The organism is Mycobacterium paragordonae (assembly GCF_003614435.1).
GTDB classification, from domain to species: Bacteria; Actinomycetota; Actinomycetes; order Mycobacteriales; family Mycobacteriaceae; genus Mycobacterium; species Mycobacterium paragordonae.
This window is the reverse complement of the sequence record NZ_CP025546.1, coordinates 2,574,988-2,590,791: the sequence shown is the minus strand read 5'-3', so window position 1 is coordinate 2,590,791 and position 15,804 is coordinate 2,574,988. Positions and strand designations below refer to the sequence as shown.

General features: G+C 67.8%; 16 protein-coding genes. 8 read left to right on the top strand and 8 right to left on the bottom strand.

What is annotated here, in order from left to right; genetic code table 11:
* Window positions 1–71: 71 nt before the first annotated feature.
* Window positions 72–443, bottom strand: a complete 372-nt coding sequence (yajC, locus tag C0J29_RS12165; RefSeq protein ID WP_120792477.1) for a preprotein translocase subunit YajC — start codon at window positions 441–443, stop codon at window positions 72–74.
* Window positions 444–682: 239 nt separating this feature from the next.
* On the opposite strand from yajC, the gene gabT reads away from it, so the two are divergent.
* A complete protein-coding gene (gabT, locus tag C0J29_RS12160) occupies window positions 683–2,023 on the top strand; it encodes a 4-aminobutyrate--2-oxoglutarate transaminase (RefSeq protein ID WP_120792476.1) in 1,341 nt (446 codons plus the stop codon).
* A 64-nt stretch (window positions 2,024–2,087) separates the two neighbouring features.
* Here gabT and C0J29_RS12155 read toward each other — a convergent pair whose 3' ends face one another.
* Entirely contained in the window at window positions 2,088–2,921 is an 834-nt protein-coding gene (locus C0J29_RS12155) for an alpha/beta fold hydrolase (RefSeq protein WP_120794694.1), read from the bottom strand.
* A 58-nt stretch (window positions 2,922–2,979) separates the two neighbouring features.
* On the opposite strand from C0J29_RS12155, the gene C0J29_RS12150 reads away from it, so the two are divergent.
* The 3 genes from C0J29_RS12150 (at window position 2,980) to C0J29_RS12140 (ending at window position 7,882) form a co-directional block, all read left to right on the top strand.
* Entirely contained in the window at window positions 2,980–3,444 is a 465-nt protein-coding gene (locus C0J29_RS12150; RefSeq protein ID WP_120792475.1) for a MarR family winged helix-turn-helix transcriptional regulator, read from the top strand.
* A 142-nt stretch (window positions 3,445–3,586) separates the two neighbouring features.
* Entirely contained in the window at window positions 3,587–7,087 is a 3,501-nt protein-coding gene (car, locus tag C0J29_RS12145; protein WP_120792474.1) for a carboxylic acid reductase, read from the top strand.
* Window positions 7,088–7,192: 105 nt separating this feature from the next.
* Entirely contained in the window at window positions 7,193–7,882 is a 690-nt protein-coding gene (locus tag C0J29_RS12140; protein ID WP_120792473.1) for an ANTAR domain-containing protein, read from the top strand.
* A gap of 51 nt (window positions 7,883–7,933) precedes the next feature.
* Here C0J29_RS12140 and C0J29_RS12135 read toward each other — a convergent pair whose 3' ends face one another.
* The 3 genes from C0J29_RS12135 to C0J29_RS12125 form a co-directional block, all read right to left on the bottom strand.
* A complete protein-coding gene (locus C0J29_RS12135) occupies window positions 7,934–8,647 on the bottom strand; it encodes a hypothetical protein (protein ID WP_120794693.1) in 714 nt (237 codons plus the stop codon).
* A gap of 584 nt (window positions 8,648–9,231) precedes the next feature.
* Complete coding sequence (locus C0J29_RS12130; protein ID WP_120792472.1) at window positions 9,232–9,903, bottom strand: hypothetical protein; 672 nt, start codon at window positions 9,901–9,903, stop codon at window positions 9,232–9,234.
* Between the two features lie 157 nt (window positions 9,904–10,060).
* Window positions 10,061–10,447, bottom strand: a complete 387-nt coding sequence (locus C0J29_RS12125; protein WP_120792471.1) for a DUF1304 domain-containing protein — start codon at window positions 10,445–10,447, stop codon at window positions 10,061–10,063.
* A gap of 242 nt (window positions 10,448–10,689) precedes the next feature.
* Between C0J29_RS12125 and C0J29_RS12120 the strand changes: the two genes are divergently transcribed.
* A complete protein-coding gene (locus C0J29_RS12120; RefSeq protein WP_208659350.1) occupies window positions 10,690–11,892 on the top strand; it encodes an IS110 family RNA-guided transposase in 1,203 nt (400 codons plus the stop codon).
* A 20-nt stretch (window positions 11,893–11,912) separates the two neighbouring features.
* Here the strand turns inward: C0J29_RS12120 and ruvB are convergent, their stop codons facing one another.
* The 3 genes from ruvB to ruvC are packed head-to-tail and all read right to left on the bottom strand — an operon-like array spanning window position 11,913 to window position 14,097.
* Window positions 11,913–12,956 (bottom strand): Holliday junction branch migration DNA helicase RuvB, encoded by a 1,044-nt coding sequence (gene ruvB, locus C0J29_RS12115; protein ID WP_120792469.1) that lies wholly within the window; start codon window positions 12,954–12,956, stop codon window positions 11,913–11,915.
* Window positions 12,953–13,546, bottom strand: a complete 594-nt coding sequence (gene ruvA / locus C0J29_RS12110) for a Holliday junction branch migration protein RuvA (protein WP_120792468.1) — start codon at window positions 13,544–13,546, stop codon at window positions 12,953–12,955. The genes ruvB and ruvA overlap by 4 nt, the downstream gene beginning before the upstream one ends.
* Complete coding sequence (gene ruvC, locus C0J29_RS12105) at window positions 13,543–14,097, bottom strand: crossover junction endodeoxyribonuclease RuvC (protein ID WP_120792467.1); 555 nt, start codon at window positions 14,095–14,097, stop codon at window positions 13,543–13,545. Before ruvC ends, ruvA begins: the two co-directional genes overlap by 4 nt.
* Before the next feature lie 153 nt (window positions 14,098–14,250).
* Here ruvC and C0J29_RS12100 point away from each other — a divergent pair, with 153 nt between their 5' ends.
* From C0J29_RS12100 to C0J29_RS12090, 3 genes are read left to right on the top strand one after another with little or no spacing between them, the layout of a single operon-like run.
* Window positions 14,251–14,868, top strand: a complete 618-nt coding sequence (locus C0J29_RS12100) for a DUF4178 domain-containing protein (RefSeq protein WP_120792466.1) — start codon at window positions 14,251–14,253, stop codon at window positions 14,866–14,868.
* A gap of 5 nt (window positions 14,869–14,873) precedes the next feature.
* On the top strand, window positions 14,874–15,368 hold the full coding sequence (locus C0J29_RS12095; RefSeq protein WP_120792465.1) for a DUF2617 family protein: 495 nt from the start codon (window positions 14,874–14,876) through the stop codon (window positions 15,366–15,368).
* Entirely contained in the window at window positions 15,365–15,796 is a 432-nt protein-coding gene (locus C0J29_RS12090; protein ID WP_120794692.1) for a DUF4247 domain-containing protein, read from the top strand. Before C0J29_RS12095 ends, C0J29_RS12090 begins: the two co-directional genes overlap by 4 nt.
* The last annotated feature ends 8 nt before the right edge of the window (window positions 15,797–15,804 follow it).

The window sequence follows — 15,804 nt, the reverse complement described above, 5'->3', positions numbered from 1 at the left end:
CTGGACAGAGCCTCCGAAAAGACTACGTGCCGCGTTCCGACGGATTTCGCGCGCGCGGCAGTCGGAGTGGGTCAGGAATCCTTGATGACGCGGCCGGACTCCGAGTCGGTGGGCTCGTCCTCGCCTACCTCCAATGCGGTGCTCTTGACCTCATAGTCCTCGTCGTCATAGTCCTCATCGTCGTCGGGCAGGATCCGGTCCCGCACGGCCAGCTTCATCCACGTCGTGACGACGCCGGGTGAGATCTCGAGGTCGACGGTGTCGTCGGTGAAGCTGACGACCGTCGCTTCCAGTCCCGATGTCGTGTGCACGCGGTCCCCCGGCTGCAACGACTCGTGCAGGTCGATGGTGGCCTGCATCGCCTTGCGTTGCCGCCGCGACGCGAAATACATGAACCCGCCCATGATGAGCAGGAACGGCAGGAACAGGACAAAACTCTCCATCAGAAACGCCCGTCTTTCATATCGGTATTGCTCGAATTCCCCCGCACAATCCGGGGCCGGCGCCGGTCTGAACCGGGCACACTCACGTCGCTAGGGGTCCAGTCTGCCATTCGCGCAGGTCGCAAACCGACCGGCATCGGCCCGGCCGGCGGCGGGCACGGCTGAAGCCGCTCGCGCGCCGGTCACCGGCTAGGCTTTGGATCGCGACGTGACCTGCGCGTCCGCGGGAGGAGGAGTCCGTGGCCAGCCTCGAGCAGAGCCGTCATTTGGCCACCGAAATCCCTGGTCCCGCCTCCTTGGAGTTGAACAAGCGGCGGACCGCCGCGGTCTCGCACGGCGTGGGAGTCACGCTGCCGGTGTTCATTGCGCGCGCCGGTGGCGGCGTCGTGGAGGACGTGGACGGCAACCGGCTCATCGACCTAGGCTCCGGTATCGCGGTGACCACGATCGGCAACGCCGCCCCACCCGTCGTGGAGGCGGTACGCCGGCAGGTCGCGGAATTCACTCACACCTGCTTCATGGTGACGCCGTACGAGGGGTACGTCGCGGTGGCCGAGGAGCTGAACCGGATCACCCCGGGTGAGGGCGAGAAGCGTTCGGTGTTGTTCAACTCCGGCGCCGAGGCGGTCGAGAGCTCGATCAAGGTCGCGCGCTCATACACCGGCAGGTCTGCCGTCGTCGCCTTCGACCACGCCTACCACGGCCGGACCAACCTGACGATGGCGCTCACCGCCAAGTCGATGCCCTACAAGAGCGGGTTCGGCCCGTTCGCGCCGGAGATCTACCGGGCTCCGCTGTCCTATCCCTACCGGGACGGCCTGCTGGACAAGGAACTGGCCACCGACGGCGAAAAGGCCGCGGCCCGCGCGATCAGCGTGATGGACAAGCAGGTCGGCGCGAAGAACCTGGCGGCGGTCATCATCGAGCCGATCCAGGGTGAGGGCGGGTTCATCGTCCCGGCCGAAGGCTTCCTGCCCGCGCTGCTGCGCTGGTGCCGGGAGAACGACGTGGTGTTCATCGCCGACGAGGTGCAATCGGGGTTTGCGCGCACCGGCAAGATGTTCGCCTGCGAGCACGAGGGCATTCAGCCCGACATCATCGTGACGGCCAAGGGCATCGCCGACGGGCTGCCGCTGTCGGGAATCACGGGCCGGGCCGAGGTCATGGATGCCCCGCATGCGGGCGGCCTGGGCGGGACGTTCGGCGGCAACCCCGTCGCGTGTGCGGCGGCGTTGGCCACCATCAAGATGATCGAGTCCGACGGCCTGATCGAGCGGGCGCAGGAGATCGAGCGCGTGATCACCGAGCCGCTGCTGCGACTGCAGGCGGGCGACGACCGGGTCGGTGACGTGCGTGGGCGCGGCGCCATGATCGCGATGGAACTGGTGAAGTCCGGCACGTCCGACCCCGACCCCGAGTTGACGACGCGGTTGGCGACCGCGGCGCACGCCGCCGGGGTGATCGTGCTGACCTGCGGAATGTTCGGCAACATCATCCGGCTGCTGCCGCCGCTGACGATCAGCGACGAACTGCTGACCGAGGGCCTGGACGTCCTGACGGGGTTGTTCGCCGACCTCTGAGCGGCTGGGCCGCCGTCGAGACTGACAGCAGGCACACCCTCGCCGGCGTGTCTTGTGCGGCGGTTCAGTGTCGCGGCGCATCAGGCGAGGCGCTCGCCCAGAAGTCGACCAGTGTCCGAGCGACCGTCTGCGCATCGACCAGCAGTGGCGCCACCCGGCCGCCACCTCGCACCACGCCAACCCGCGCGTCGCGCATCGCGGCGCAGGCTGCCCGGGCCTGGTCCGGCGGCCAGCCTTCGTCGTCGTCGTGAGCGGCGAGCATCAGGGTCGGCGCCGCGATCTGCGGTAGTCGGTCGTGCAGGCCTGGGCGTTTCAGCATCATCGAGCGCACGGCGTGGTACATCCCGAGCCGGTCGGCCTCGCGGAATGCGTCCATCACCTCGGCCGATCCGTCCGGTCCCAGCAGCGCTTCCGACAGCGGATCGCAGACGAGTTTGATCGGCCCGAAGAGCCGATACAGCGCCACCAGAGGCCAGCCCTTCGTGACACGAAATCGGGCCTCGGTGCCATGCACGGGGGTGCCGATGGTGGTGAGCGTGCGGATCCGCTGAGGTTGCCCTGCGGCCAGCACGATTCCGACGTGACCGCCCCAGGCGTTGCCCACCCAGTCCACCGGCTCGTCGACACCGATGCGGTCCAGGACATCGGCGGCCGCCCGCGCGCATTCATCGAAGGTGAAGTCGCGGTTGAGCGGTTCGCTGCGCCCGTGTGACGGACCGTCAACGGCGATGACGGTCCGGTCCGGCACCAGTTCGGCCAGCGCGCCGATCAGCGGAACCCACGACCGGGAGTCGAGAAACAGGCTGTGCCACAGGATGGTCACCGGTCCCGTACCTCGGCGCAGCACGTGCAGCCGCCCCACGTCCGTCTCGACAAACTCGTCCGTCAGGCTGGTCATGATCGCTCCATTTACTTCGGAACCCGAAACTTCGGTATCCGTAGTATCTTCGGGAACCATGGCGACGTCAAGTGATCTCCCCGCGGATCGGCAGGCGATCGGCCAGCTGCTGGTGCGACTGACGCGACAGTTCCGCACCGATCTCGCGGCGCCACACGCCGAGCAGGGCTACGGCGACGTCCGGGACCCGCACTTACAGATCTTCGGCAACGTCCGGATGGGCGGCATCCGACTGACGGAGCTGGCAGCGCGGGCGCAGTTGAGCCTCGCCGCGACGTCTGAGCTGGTCAACGACCTCGCGGCACTGGGATACCTGACTCGCCGCGCCGACCCGGACGACGGTCGCGCCAAGCTCATCGACCTCACCGACCGTGGGCGGCGCCTGCTTGCCGATGCCGGCGATCGAGTCGCCGACATTGAGGCGCGGTGGTCGCAATTGGTGGGTGCCGACGACTTCGCGCACATGTGCGCAACCATGCAGCGACTGCTCGACGCGCTCGACCCGGCCGATTCCCGGGCCTGAGGTTGGTGGCGCAATTCACAGGCAACATGCAGCGGTTCCTCATTGAGGAATATCTTTACTTTAGCTAACGTTCTTTCTGTCAGCGCAGTGCCGCGCCACCTAGATTTCATTCTTCTCCAGTTCATTTCAAAGAGGATCTGATATGACGACCACCCAAGAGGAGCGGATCGCCCGCCGCGCCGAAGAGCTTGCTGCCACCGACCCCCAGTTCGCCGCCGCCCAGCCGGATCCGGCGGTGGCCGAGGCGTTGGAGAACCCGGACCTGCGGCTCCCCCAGGTCATCCAAACCGTGGTCGACGGTTACGCCGACCGGCCGGCGCTGGGCCACCGGGCCGTGGAGTTCGTGGCGGACCCGGCGACCGGGCGCACCGCGCTGACTCTGCTCCCCCGCTTCGAGACCATCACCTACCGCGAACTCGGCGACCGGATCGCCGCGGTCGGCCGCGCCCTGGCCGACGCCGTGCAGACCGGCGACCGGGTGTGCGTGCTGGGCTTCAACAGCGTGGACTACACCACCATCGATATGGCGCTCGGCCAGATCGGCGCGATGTCGGTGCCGCTGCAGACCAGCGCGGCGATCGCCCAGCTGCAGCCGATCGTCACCGAGACCGAGCCGGCCCTGATCGCGGCCAGCGTGAACCAGCTGACCGACGCCGTCGAGTTGATCCGCGGCGCCGCCCAGGCGCCCGCGAAGCTGGTGGTCTTCGACTACCACCCGCAGGTCGACGACGAGCGGGAGGCCTTCGACGGCGCAGTGGCCGCCCTGTCGGGTACCGGCGTGGCGGTCGAGACGCTGTCCGACGTCCTGCAGCGCGGCACCGATGCGCCGGCGCAACCGCACGCGGAACTGGCCGAAGACGCACTGGCCCTGTTGATCTACACCTCCGGCAGCACCGGCGCTCCCAAGGGCGCGATGTACCCGCAGCGCAATGTCGGCAAGATGTTCCGCCGGTCCGCCAAGAACTGGTTCGGACCGACCGCCGCGTCGATCACCCTCAACTTCATGCCGATGAGCCACGTCATGGGACGCGGCATCCTCTACGGCACGCTGGGCAACGGCGGCACCGCCTACTTCGCCGCCAAGAGCGACCTCTCGACGTTCCTGGAAGACCTGGCCCTGGTGCGTCCCACCGAGATGAACTTCGTGCCACGCATCTGGGAGACGCTGTACGGCGAATTTCTGAGTGAGGTAGACCGCCGGTTATTGGACGGCGGTGACCGCGCCGCCGTTGAGGCCGAGGTACTGGTGGACCAGCGGGAGAACCTGCTCGGCGGACGCTTCATCTTCGCGATGACCGGCTCGGCCCCCACCTCCCCGGAGTTGAAGGCCTGGGCGGAGTCGCTGCTCGAGATGCACCTTTTGGACGGCTACGGCTCCACCGAGGCCGGCATGGTGTTGTTCGACGGCGAGGTGCAGCGCCCGCCGGTGATCGACTACAAGCTGGTCGACGTGCCTGACCTGGGCTACTTCACCACCGACCGGCCCTACCCGCGCGGCGAGTTGCTGCTCAAGACCGAGAACCTGTTCCCCGGCTACTACAAGCGCCCGGAGATCACGGCCAGCGTGTTCGACGAGGATGGCTACTACCGCACCGGCGACGTGGTCGCCGAGGTCGCCCCGGACCAGGTCCGCTACGTCGACCGCCGCAACAACGTGCTCAAGCTGGCGCAGGGTGAGTTCGTCACCGTCGCCAAGCTGGAGGCGGTATTCGGCAACAGCCCGCTGATCCGGCAGATCTACGTCTACGGCAACAGCGCGCACCCCTACCTGCTGGCCGTCGTGGTGCCGACCCAGGACGCACTGGCGGCCCACAGCGTCGAGGCGCTGAAGCCGATGATCGCCGATTCGCTGCAGAGCGTGGCGAAAGAGGCGGGTCTGCAGTCCTACGAGGTGCCGCGCGACTTCATCGTCGAGACCACCCCGTTCACCCTGGAGAACGGTCTGCTGACCGGCATCCGCAAGTTGGCGTGGCCGAAGCTCAAGGCGCACTACGGCGAGCGGCTGGAACAGCTCTACGCCGACCTGGCCGCCGGCCAGGCCAGCGAGCTCAGCGAACTGCGGCGCGGCGGCGCCGACGGGCCCGTGCTGGAGACGGTGAGCCGGGCCGCGGCCGCGATGCTGGGCACCGCGAGCAGCGACCTGTCCGCGGACGCGCACTTCACCGACCTCGGCGGAGACTCGTTGTCCGCGTTGACCTTCGCCAATTTGCTGCAGGAGATCTTCGGGGTCGAGGTGCCGGTCGGCGTCATCGTCAGCCCGGCCAACGACCTGCAGGCGCTGGCCGCCTACATCGAGGCCGAGCGGCAGCCCGGCTCCAAGCGGCCGACGTTCGCCTCGGTACACGGGCGCGACGCCGTCGAGGTGCACGCCAGTGACCTCACGCTGGACAAGTTCATCGACGCCGACACCCTGGCCGCAGCGCCCAGCCTGCCGGCACCGAGCGAGCAGGTGCGCACCGTCCTGCTGACCGGAGCCACCGGCTTCCTGGGCCGCTACCTGGCGCTGGAATGGCTGCAGCGGATGGCGCTGGTAGACGGCAAGGTGATCTGCCTGGTGCGGGCAAAATCGGACGAGGACGCCCGCGCCCGGTTGGACGCCACGTTCGACAGCGGAGATCCCAAGCTGCTGGCCCACTACCGGGACCTGGCCGCCAAGCACCTCGAGGTGCTCGCGGGTGACAAGGGCGAGGCCGACCTGGGCCTGGACCGGCAGACCTGGCAGCGGCTGGCCGACACCGTCGACGTGATCGTCGACCCGGCCGCGCTAGTCAACCACGTGTTGCCCTACAGCCAGCTGTTCGGGCCGAATGCGCTGGGCACCGCGGAGCTGATCCGGTTGGCGCTGACCAGCAGGATCAAGCCCTTCAGCTACACCTCGACGATCGCGGTGGGCGGCGGGATCGCGCCGGGTGCGTTCACCGAGGACGCCGACATCCGACAGATCAGCGCGACGCGCCAGATCGACGACGGCTACGCCAACGGCTATGCCAACAGCAAGTGGGCCGGCGAGGTGCTCCTGCGCGAAGCGCACGATCTGTGCGGCCTGCCGGTCGCGGTGTTCCGCTGCGACATGATCCTGGCCGACACCACCTGGGCGGGTCAGCTCAACGTTCCGGACATGTTCACCAGGACGATCTTGAGCCTGGCTGCCACCGGGATCGCGCCCGGTTCGTTCTACGAACTGGACGGCGAAGGCAACCGGCAGCGCGCCCACTACGACGGACTGCCGGTCGAGTTCATCGCCGAAGCAGTCGCGGTGCTCGGGGCACAGAGCGGCGACGGGTTCGCGACCTATCACGTGATGAACCCCTACGACGACGGCATCGGCTTCGACGAGTTCGTCGACTGGATGATCTCGGGAGGAAGCGCTATCCAGCGCATCGCCGACTACGGCGAGTGGTTGCAGCGGTTCGAGACCACCCTCCGCGGCCTGCCGGAGAAGCAGCGCAATGCCTCCCTGCTGCCGCTGCTGCACAACTACCAGAAGCCGGAGAAGCCCATCAACGGTTCGATCGCTCCCACCAACGTGTTCCGCACCGCGGTACAGGAGTCGAAGATCGGTCCCGAGAAGGACATCCCGCACGTCACACCGGCGATCATCGCCAAGTACGTGAGCGATCTGCGGCTACTCGGGCTGCTGTAATCGCCACACTAGGCAGGCGTTCGGTCCTTTGGGCCGGGCGCCTGCTTTGCGTCGATGGAGACTCTTCTTCGTTTGACGGCCGGTACAGGGGGCAGTCTTAGTCCTATGTCCCCCCCGTCAAATCACGATCTTGCCGTGCGGATGGCCGAGCTGTCTCGTCTGGTCGCCGCCCCTCGGAAGGCTGAGGACATTTTCACGGAAATCTCCGCGGCCGCGGTGGAGTTGATCGAAGGCGTCGACACCGCCGGAATTCTCCTGATCAAGAAGGGTGGCCAGTTCGAATCCCTCGGCGCCACCGACGAGCTGCCCCACGAACTGGACCAGCTCCAGCACACCCTCAAGGAAGGGCCGTGTATCGAAGCGGCGTTGGACGACGTGCTGGTACGCACCGACGACTTTCGGCGTGAGACGCGATGGCCCGCCTACTCCGCTGCCGTCTGCAAACTGGGGGTGCTCAGCGCTCTGTCCTTCCGCCTCTACACCCACGAGCGCACCGCCGGCGCGCTGAACTTATTCGGATACGAACCAACTACATGGGACACCGAGCGGCAGACGATCGGCATGGTGCTAGCCGCTCATGCGGCCGCCGCGCTAATGGCTAGTCACCAGAGCGAGAACCTGCAGTCCGCGGTGGCCAGCCGGGACCGCATCGGCCAGGCCAAGGGCATCATCATGGAGCGTTTCGGGGTCGACGACGTGCGCGCGTTCGACATGCTGCGACGGCTGTCCCAAGAGAGCAACACCACGCTGGTCGAAATTGCCCAGCGGGTTATCGACACCCGCGGCAACCACTGAGCGGGCGGACCGGCCACGGTTGTCGCCGGTGGCCGGCCCGCTCGTGGGAACTCAACCCTGCGGGTGGGGCCACCTCAGATATGCGTTGCTGCGTCCGGCTCCGACGCGCTCCCGCGGACGACGGACATCCCGCCAGCGCCGCGGGTCATTTTCCGGCGCAACCTGGTCGCCGCGCGGCTTGGTCACCGCTTCTGAGGCCGGTGCGGTCACGGCCGCGTTGTCTGGCGCAAGGCGGGCCTCGGCGGGCACTGGCTGGACAGCTGCAGAGTGCGCGACCGGCGCCGGAATGTCGCGCGCCAAGCGGGCAAAGGTGCGGGCCATCGCAAATCCGCCGATCAGGACGATCAGCACGCCCAAGCCGGTGAAGTAGGAAAGTTCGAGCGCGGCACGCTTGCGTTCGGTGGCACCGGCGGGATCACCGACCGCGCCGAGGTGTAGCAGCGGCGCCACGCGCGGACCTATGACGAACCAAGCGCCGGCCAACACCGCCAGCAAGCCGCCGAGCGTCGCGGTGACGCGGTTCCGGGAAGCGATCAGAGATAGTCCGCCAAGAACCGCCGCCGCGCCGGGAAGCACTTCGAACCAACCGCGGGCGGTGGTCCATGCCCACTCCTGGGCAGGGGTGTAGGCGAAGTTGAAGCGCGGCCCCAAGAATGGGACCAGCGCCCCCCACGCACCGGCAAGGACCAGCAGTAATCCGCTGACAGCGCCGCGGGAACGGGGCATCTGCAGCCCGCCTGGGTGTTCAAGCTCTGCATTTTTCATGGCCGGCGGGTACCCGACATCGCTCCAAATAACCGGCAATGCCGACAAGATCACGGCGCCGGCGACGACGACTCCGGATCCGTCCGCGTAGGCACGACGCTGCGTCGCCGGTCGCTTCCACGCGCTCCCGTCCGCGGCAGGAAGGAGGTTGCTGCGAGACGGGAGCATATCCAGTGATCGGCAGGATAAATTGAAAAGTGATTCTAAAAAGAGCTCAACACATTGTTCGCGCGTCGATCAAAGGCGACCGGCTGACACCACGAAGGGGCGACGAGCGACTTTCCAAACAGCTTGCACAATATGCTTTTACGCGCGTTTGCACTGCTTGGGGATCTTTCGACGGCGACCGCCGCAGCTGCGGGTGCGGGTATTAACAACTCCGGTGGGCGCGGCGGAGTCAGTCCTGGAAGCGGGGGCAAGGGCGGCGACAGCTTCTGGCGCACCAACCTTGAGACGCCGGTTCCGGGAAACCCTGGTACACGGGCTACTTAAACCCCGGAGTGGCGAAACACCCACCCCTGGAAGCGCGCCCGACCATCTGTCGGGACGGCATCATCGTCGCCGACTAGCAGCGAGGGCGAGCTTCAGGGGTGCGACACCGGCGCCCGATGCCGCCGGAACAGCCCGCCCCGCCGGTGTTCCGTCTCGTCGGCCGGCGCCGCGAACCGGTCCCGCGGCGTGGTCAACGCGTCGGTCGACACCTCGCGTTCGGGCTCGACCAGCCCGCTGTATTGCGGCTCGGCCGGCGCGTGCTCGACCGGCTGCGCGACGGGCTCGACGGGGCGCACGTCCCGCGCCAGCCGGAACGCCATGCGGGCCAGCGCCGCCCCGGCCAGGAACGCGATCAGGACGCCCAGTCCCGAGAAGTACGCGAGTTCCACCGCGACGCGCTTGCGATCGGTGGCCCCCACCGGGTCACCGACCGAGCCGATGCCCGACAAAGGCGCGAACGTCCGGCCGACCACGAACCAGGCCCCGCCCAGCGCCGCCAGCCAACCGCCGAGCATGGCGCTACCGCGATTACGCGAAACGATGAGCAACAGGCCGCCGACCGCAGTGGCCACACCAGGCAGTACCTCCAGCCAACCGCGCGCGGCGGTCCAGGCCCGGCCGGGGGTGTAAGCAAACTCGAAGTTCGGGCCGATGAAGGGGATCAGCGCTCCCCAGACGCCCAAAATCACCAGTAGTAGTCCGATCACGGCGCCACGCGAGCGCGGGATTCGTCCCCGGGTGGGGCGGTCCTCGATGGTTTTCATGACATCTCCCTCGATAGGTACCGGGGTGGGTACCCGGACCCCGAGGCGTTAAAGCAGCTGTCTTCGGTTCGGGTGCGCCGAAGCGGGTGATATCACCGGCGATATCGCGATTCGCACGAGGTTGTGCCAAGCTCCGCCGTGACTGATGTTTCTGGTGTTACGCCAGTAAACGAATCAGCAGCAGCACGATCGCAATCACCGGAAACAGACCCTGCGTCACGGCCGCACGCGCCTTATCCCGCGCCGAGATCAGCAGCACCACCGCGGCCGCCGCCATCGACCCGACGCCGGCGAAGACCAGCGCCGCCCCGACATCATGGTGCCCGGTGAACATCGCGGCGATGCCGATTCCGGACACGATCGCGAGGAACAGGTTGTAGAACCCCTGGTTGAACGCCAGCAGCTTGGTCGTCTCGGCCTCCTCGGCCGTGGTGCCGAAGGTCGCCCGGGTGCGCTTGGAGGTCCACGTCAACGACTCCATCGTGAAGATGTAGACGTGCAGGACCGCGGCCAGCGCGGCGAAAATCAGAGCGGCGGTGAGCATGTGCGTCCTTACCTTTCTTGAAGGGTGGTCGTTGCCCTTAGCTCTAGGCTTCGAATTGCCCAGGGACGTCGGGTATGGCTTGCATGTGGTTGCTGTATTTGATGGCCGAGGAGGATTGGCCGCCCGTCGTCCCGCAACGACTCGACCGCTAATTGAGAGATGCGATTTGATCGCTGTGTAAGGACACGTCGGCGTGGTCGTCTGCTGGGTTGGTAGCGATGACAACGATCACGGAGGTGGCTGTGAGACAACAAGTCTGGGCCGGTGTTGACGCCGGTAAATCCGACCACCATTGCGTGGTCATAAACGTCGAAGGGATTCAGCTGCTGTCGCAACGCGTCGTTAACGACGAAACGGCGCTGCTGGATCTGATTGGAGCCGTGACGGCGCTGGCCGACGGCGGTGACATTACGTGGGCGATCGACCTCAACGCCGGCGGCGCCGCGTTGCTGATTACCTTGCTCATCGCCTCCGAGCAGCGGTTGCTCTACATTCCCGGCCGCACCGTCTACCACGCCTCGGCCGGCTATCGCGGCGACGGCAAAACCGACGCCAAAGACGCCGCCGTCATCGCCGACCAAGCCCGGATGCGCCGTGATCTGCAGCCGCTGCGGCCCGGCGATGACATCGCCGTCGAGCTGCGCATCCTTTCCAGCCGGCGCACCGATCTGGTCGCCGATCGAACCCGGGCGATCAACCGGCTGCGAGCCCAGCTGCTGGAATACTTCCCCGCTTTGGAGCGCGCCTTTGACTACAGCACCAGCAAGGCCGCACTGATCCTGCTGACCGGCTACCAGACCCCCGACGGGCTGCGCCGCGCAGGCCCTGCCCGGCTGACGGCCTGGCTTGCTAAACGCAAGGCGCGCAACGCCTCTGCCGTCGCAGCCAAAGCCATCGAGGCCGCCAACGCCCAGCACAGCATCGTGCCTGGTCAAAACCTCGCCGCCACCATGATCGCCCGGCTGGCCAAGGAGGTGATGGCCCTCGACACCGAGATTGGCGCGACTGAGACGATGATCGAGGACCGATCTCGCCGCCACCGCCACGCCGAGATCATCGTGAGCATGCCCGGCTTCGGCGTCGTGCTCGGCGCCGAATTCCTCGCCGCCACCGGAGGCGAATTGAGCGCCTTCGACTCCGTCGACCGCCTGGCCGGCGTGTCCGGGCTGGCACCAGTACCGCGCGATTCCGGGCGCATCAGCGGCAACCGCAAACGCCCCCGCCGCTACGACCGTCGCCTGCTGCGCGCCTGCTATCTGTCCGCCCAGATCGCCATCCGCACCGATACACCCTCGCGCAACTACTACGACCGCAAAAGATCCGAAGGCAAAACCCATACCCAAGCCGTCCTCGCCTTGGCCCGCCGACGCCTCAACGTCCTCTGGGCCATGCTGCGCGACCATCGGCCCTATCAACCCACCGCGCCTAACACTGCGGCGGCTTGACAACTTCATTGAGATTCCTCCTAGTCGAACAGCCCGGGCTGCGAGACCCCGGCGGGCGGCGTCATGCCCAGGTGCGTCCAGGCCAGCGCCGTGGCCACCCGGCCTCGCGGCGTGCGCGCGACCATACCGGCGCGCACCAGGAAAGGCTCGCACACCTCCTCGACCGTCGCAGCCTCTTCGCCCACCGCCACCGCCAGCGTCGAGACGCCCACCGGACCGCCGCCGAAACTGCGGGTCAGCGCGGACAGCACGGCCCGGTCCAGCCGGTCCAGTCCCAGTTCGTCGACGTCGTAGACCTCCAGGGCGGATTTGGCGACGTCCCGGGTGATGATGCCGTCGGCCCGCACCTCGGCGAAGTCACGCACGCGGCGCAGCAACCGGTTGGCGATCCGCGGGGTGCCCCGCGAGCGGCGCGCGATCTCCGCCCCCGCTTCGGCGCCCAACTCGATCCCCAGGATGCCGGCCGAGCGGGCCAGCACCCGCTCCAGCTCAGCGGGCTCGTAGAAGTCCATGTGCGCGGTGAAGCCGAACCGGTCGCGCAGGGGGCCCGTCAGGGCGCCGGACCGGGTGGTCGCCCCGACGAGCGTGAACGGCGCGACCTCCAGCGGAATCGACGTCGCGCCGGGGCCCTTGCCGACCACCACGTCGACCCGGAAATCCTCCATCGCCAGGTACAACATCTCCTCGGCGGGCCGCGCGATGCGGTGGATCTCGTCGATGAACAGCACGTCGTGTTCCACCAGATTGGACAGCATGGCGGCCAGGTCGCCGGCGCGTTCCAAGGCCGGCCCCGAGGTCACCCGCAGCGAGGTCCCGAGTTCGGCGGCGATGATCATCGCCAACGACGTCTTGCCCAGTCCGGGCGGCCCGGACAACAGGATGTGATCCGGGGTGCCGCCGCGGTTCTTGGCCCCTTCGATGACCAGTTGCAGCTGCTCGCGCACCCGTGGCTGACCGATGAACTCCCCCAGCGAGCGCGGCCGCAGGCTGCCGTCGATGTCGCCCTCACCCACAGCCAGGGCCGGCGAGACGTCGCGCTCGTCGAAGTCCTCGGGATCGCTCATTTGGCCTTACCCAGCAGCGACAACGCGGCCCGCAACGCCGTCGACGTGGAAGCGTCCCGGTCGGCCGCCAGCACCTTGTCGGTGGCCTCCTCTGCCTGCTTGACCGCAAAACCCAACCCGACCAGCGCCTCCACCACCGGCCCGCGCACGGCGTGACCGTTCAGCGCCGGTGCTGCGCCGGACCCGGCGACCAGGCCCACCTTGTCGCGCAATTCCAGCACCATCCGTTCGGCACTGCGCTTGCCGATGCCAGGCACCCGGGTGAGTGCGGTGACGTCGCCGTCGGCCAGCGCCTGGCGCAGCGCCGTCGCGTCGTGCACGGCCAGCGTCGCCATCGCCAACCGCGGCCCGACACCCGAAACCGACAACAGCGTCTGGAAAAGGTCGCGGGTCTCGGCATCGCAGAACCCGTACAGCGTCATGGAGTCTTCGCGCACGATCATCGCGGTGATCAGCCGCGCCTCGCTGCCCGACCGCAGGGTGGCCAGCGTCGACGGCGTCGCATTCACCCGATAGCCGACCCCAGCGGCCTCGATCACCGCGTGGTCCAGCGCCACCTCCAGCACCTCACCGCGCACCGAGGCGATCATCGGACGGCCTTCACCTTGGCCAGGTACTTGCTGCGCTGCTGCGCCGCCTGAGCCTCGGCGGCGGCCATCCGGGCCAGCATCGGCGCCCGCCAGCAGTGGCAGATGGCCAGCGCCAACGCATCGGCGGCGTCGGCCGGGGTGGGCTTGGCCTGCAGCGCCAGGATTCTGGTGACCATGGCGGTGACCTGCGCCTTATCCGCGTTTCCATTGCCCGTGACCGCCGCTTTGACCTCACTCGGCGTATGGAAGTGCACGTCGATGTCGCGCTTGGCGGCGGCCAGCGCGATCACGCCGCCGGCCTGCGCCGTACCCATCACCGTGCTGACGTTGAGCTGGGAGAACACCCGCTCGATAGCGAGCACGTCCGGGTGATGGGTGTCCAGCCAGTGATCGACGGCGTCGCTGATCGCCAGCAACCGGCGGTGGAGCGGATCGCCGGACGGAGTGCGCACCACGTCGACGTCCAGGGCGGTGATCTGCCGCCCGCGCCCGCTTTCCACCAGCGACAACCCGCACCTCGTCAAGCCGGGGTCGACGCCCATCACCCGCACCGCAGCTCCCCACTTGTCAGGGCCGAGTCGTCAGGGCCGAGTCGTCAGCCATAGGTCCGAACAGCTGTTCGATAGCCTAGCCGCTGCGTGCGACATCACCGGTGAAGGACACGCGGCGGTGAGTTACGTTATGCGCACTACGGAAGGGTCGGCGTGGGAGCACAACTCATCGTGATCGCGGTGGCGCTGTTCATCGCGTCGCTTCTCGTTCTCGTCTACGCACTCAAGAGGGCACCGACGACGCCCAAGACTCCCAAACCGAGGCAGGACCCGCTCGCGTTCAGCACCCCGCAGGAATTCGGGCCCCGCCAGCTCGGCCCCGGCGCCATCGTCAGCCACGGCGGCACCGACTACGTGGTCCGCGGTTCGGTCACCTACCGCGAAGGCCCGTTCGTGTGGTGGGAACACCTGCTCGAGGGTGGTCCCGAAACAAGCAGCGAGCCGGTCTGGTTCAGCGTCGAGGAGGACGACGGCCGACTCGAGCTGGCCATGTGGTTCAAGCGCACCGATCTCGACCTGCAGCCCGGCGGCCAGCACACCGTCGACGGCATCGCCATGCACGAAGTGGAGCGCGGCCACGCCGGATACACCACCGAAGGCACCACCGGCCTGCCGGCGGGCGGCGAGATGGACTACGTCGACTACGCCAGCGCCGACAAGAACTCGCTGCTCTCCTTCGAACGGTGGGCGCCGGACATGCCCTGGGAGATATCCACCGGCAAGACCGTCCTCACCGGCGAGATCACCGTCTACCCCGCACCCGCGGGCTGACTGAGGTGCCGCTTCACCACCTCGCGGTAGCTCCGGCCGACGTGTCCGGGGCCCGGCTGGCGTTGGCACTCAACAAGACGGCACCGCCCACGCTGGCCAGCTACCGACTGGAACATCCCCGCGGTGGTGCGCTGGTGCTGGGCGTCCTGGGCGCGTCGCACGTCGTCACCGTCGAGCACGGCACCGACCGGTTCTCCGAGCAGGTCTCGTGCGCGGCCGGCGACGGTCTGCCTGCGCACGAGGACGCTCCCGGCTATCACCTTGAATCGCAAAGCGAGACGCACGGTGAAACCAGCTTCCGCGCCCTGGCCGGGGACTTGCGCGACCGGTGCGCCCGCGAACCCGGCTGGCTGGGGGGCTTGTTCCCTGGGGACGACGCCGCGCTGACCGCGCTGACCGCCGTTCCCGACGGTGACGGCTGGCGGTGGCAGACCTGGCACCTCTACCCCACCGGCACGGGCGGGACGGTGGTCTACACGGCAAGCCGGTGGCATCCTTGACCCGCAACCGCCTGCTGCTGGTTGCCAGCGGGCTGGCGCTGGCCGCCACCATCTCGCTGGTCACCGGAATCGTGCTGCTGAGCCGGGATGTCGGCTCCTACATCGCCGGGCACTTCCAGGAGTATGCCCACGACGCGAACGCCAACCGGTACGCGTGCTCCGGGCCGCCGAACCAGGTGGCCGACACCCTGGCCCACTACAAATCGCCTGCGGCGCGGGCGTCCAACGGCGGCAACGAATATCTGCGGTACAGCGACTACGTCGTGATCGTCGGACCGGACGGCACCCGGCCCTGCAGCATCCGGGTCGAAGACCTGGGCGCGGGGTACAGCCACGGCTCCTATGTCTTCCTCGGCCCCGGGTTCACCCCCGGATCCCCATCCGGTGGCTCGGGCGGCAGACCCGGCGGCCCGGGCGGCGTCAAGTAGGCACTCGC

What these genes read in the sequence shown, in the direction of transcription:
- C0J29_RS12135 (WP_120794693.1), bottom strand. Translation starts at nt 8,647, where the DNA reads ATGAAAAATGCAGAGCTTGAACACCCAGGCGGGCTGCAGATGCCCCGT.
- car (WP_120792474.1), top strand. Translation starts at nt 3,587, where the DNA reads ATGACGACCACCCAAGAGGAGCGGATCGCCCGCCGCGCCGAAGAGCTT.
- C0J29_RS12150 (WP_120792475.1), top strand. Translation starts at nt 2,980, where the DNA reads ATGGCGACGTCAAGTGATCTCCCCGCGGATCGGCAGGCGATCGGCCAG.
- C0J29_RS12125 (WP_120792471.1), bottom strand. Translation starts at nt 10,447, where the DNA reads ATGCTCACCGCCGCTCTGATTTTCGCCGCGCTGGCCGCGGTCCTGCAC.
- ruvA (WP_120792468.1), bottom strand. Translation starts at nt 13,546, where the DNA reads ATGATCGCCTCGGTGCGCGGTGAGGTGCTGGAGGTGGCGCTGGACCAC.
- C0J29_RS12130 (WP_120792472.1), bottom strand. Translation starts at nt 9,903, where the DNA reads ATGAAAACCATCGAGGACCGCCCCACCCGGGGACGAATCCCGCGCTCG.
- C0J29_RS12155 (WP_120794694.1), bottom strand. Translation starts at nt 2,921, where the DNA reads ATGACCAGCCTGACGGACGAGTTTGTCGAGACGGACGTGGGGCGGCTG.
- C0J29_RS12140 (WP_120792473.1), top strand. Translation starts at nt 7,193, where the DNA reads ATGTCCCCCCCGTCAAATCACGATCTTGCCGTGCGGATGGCCGAGCTG.
- ruvB (WP_120792469.1), bottom strand. Translation starts at nt 12,956, where the DNA reads ATGAGCGATCCCGAGGACTTCGACGAGCGCGACGTCTCGCCGGCCCTG.
- yajC (WP_120792477.1), bottom strand. Translation starts at nt 443, where the DNA reads ATGGAGAGTTTTGTCCTGTTCCTGCCGTTCCTGCTCATCATGGGCGGG.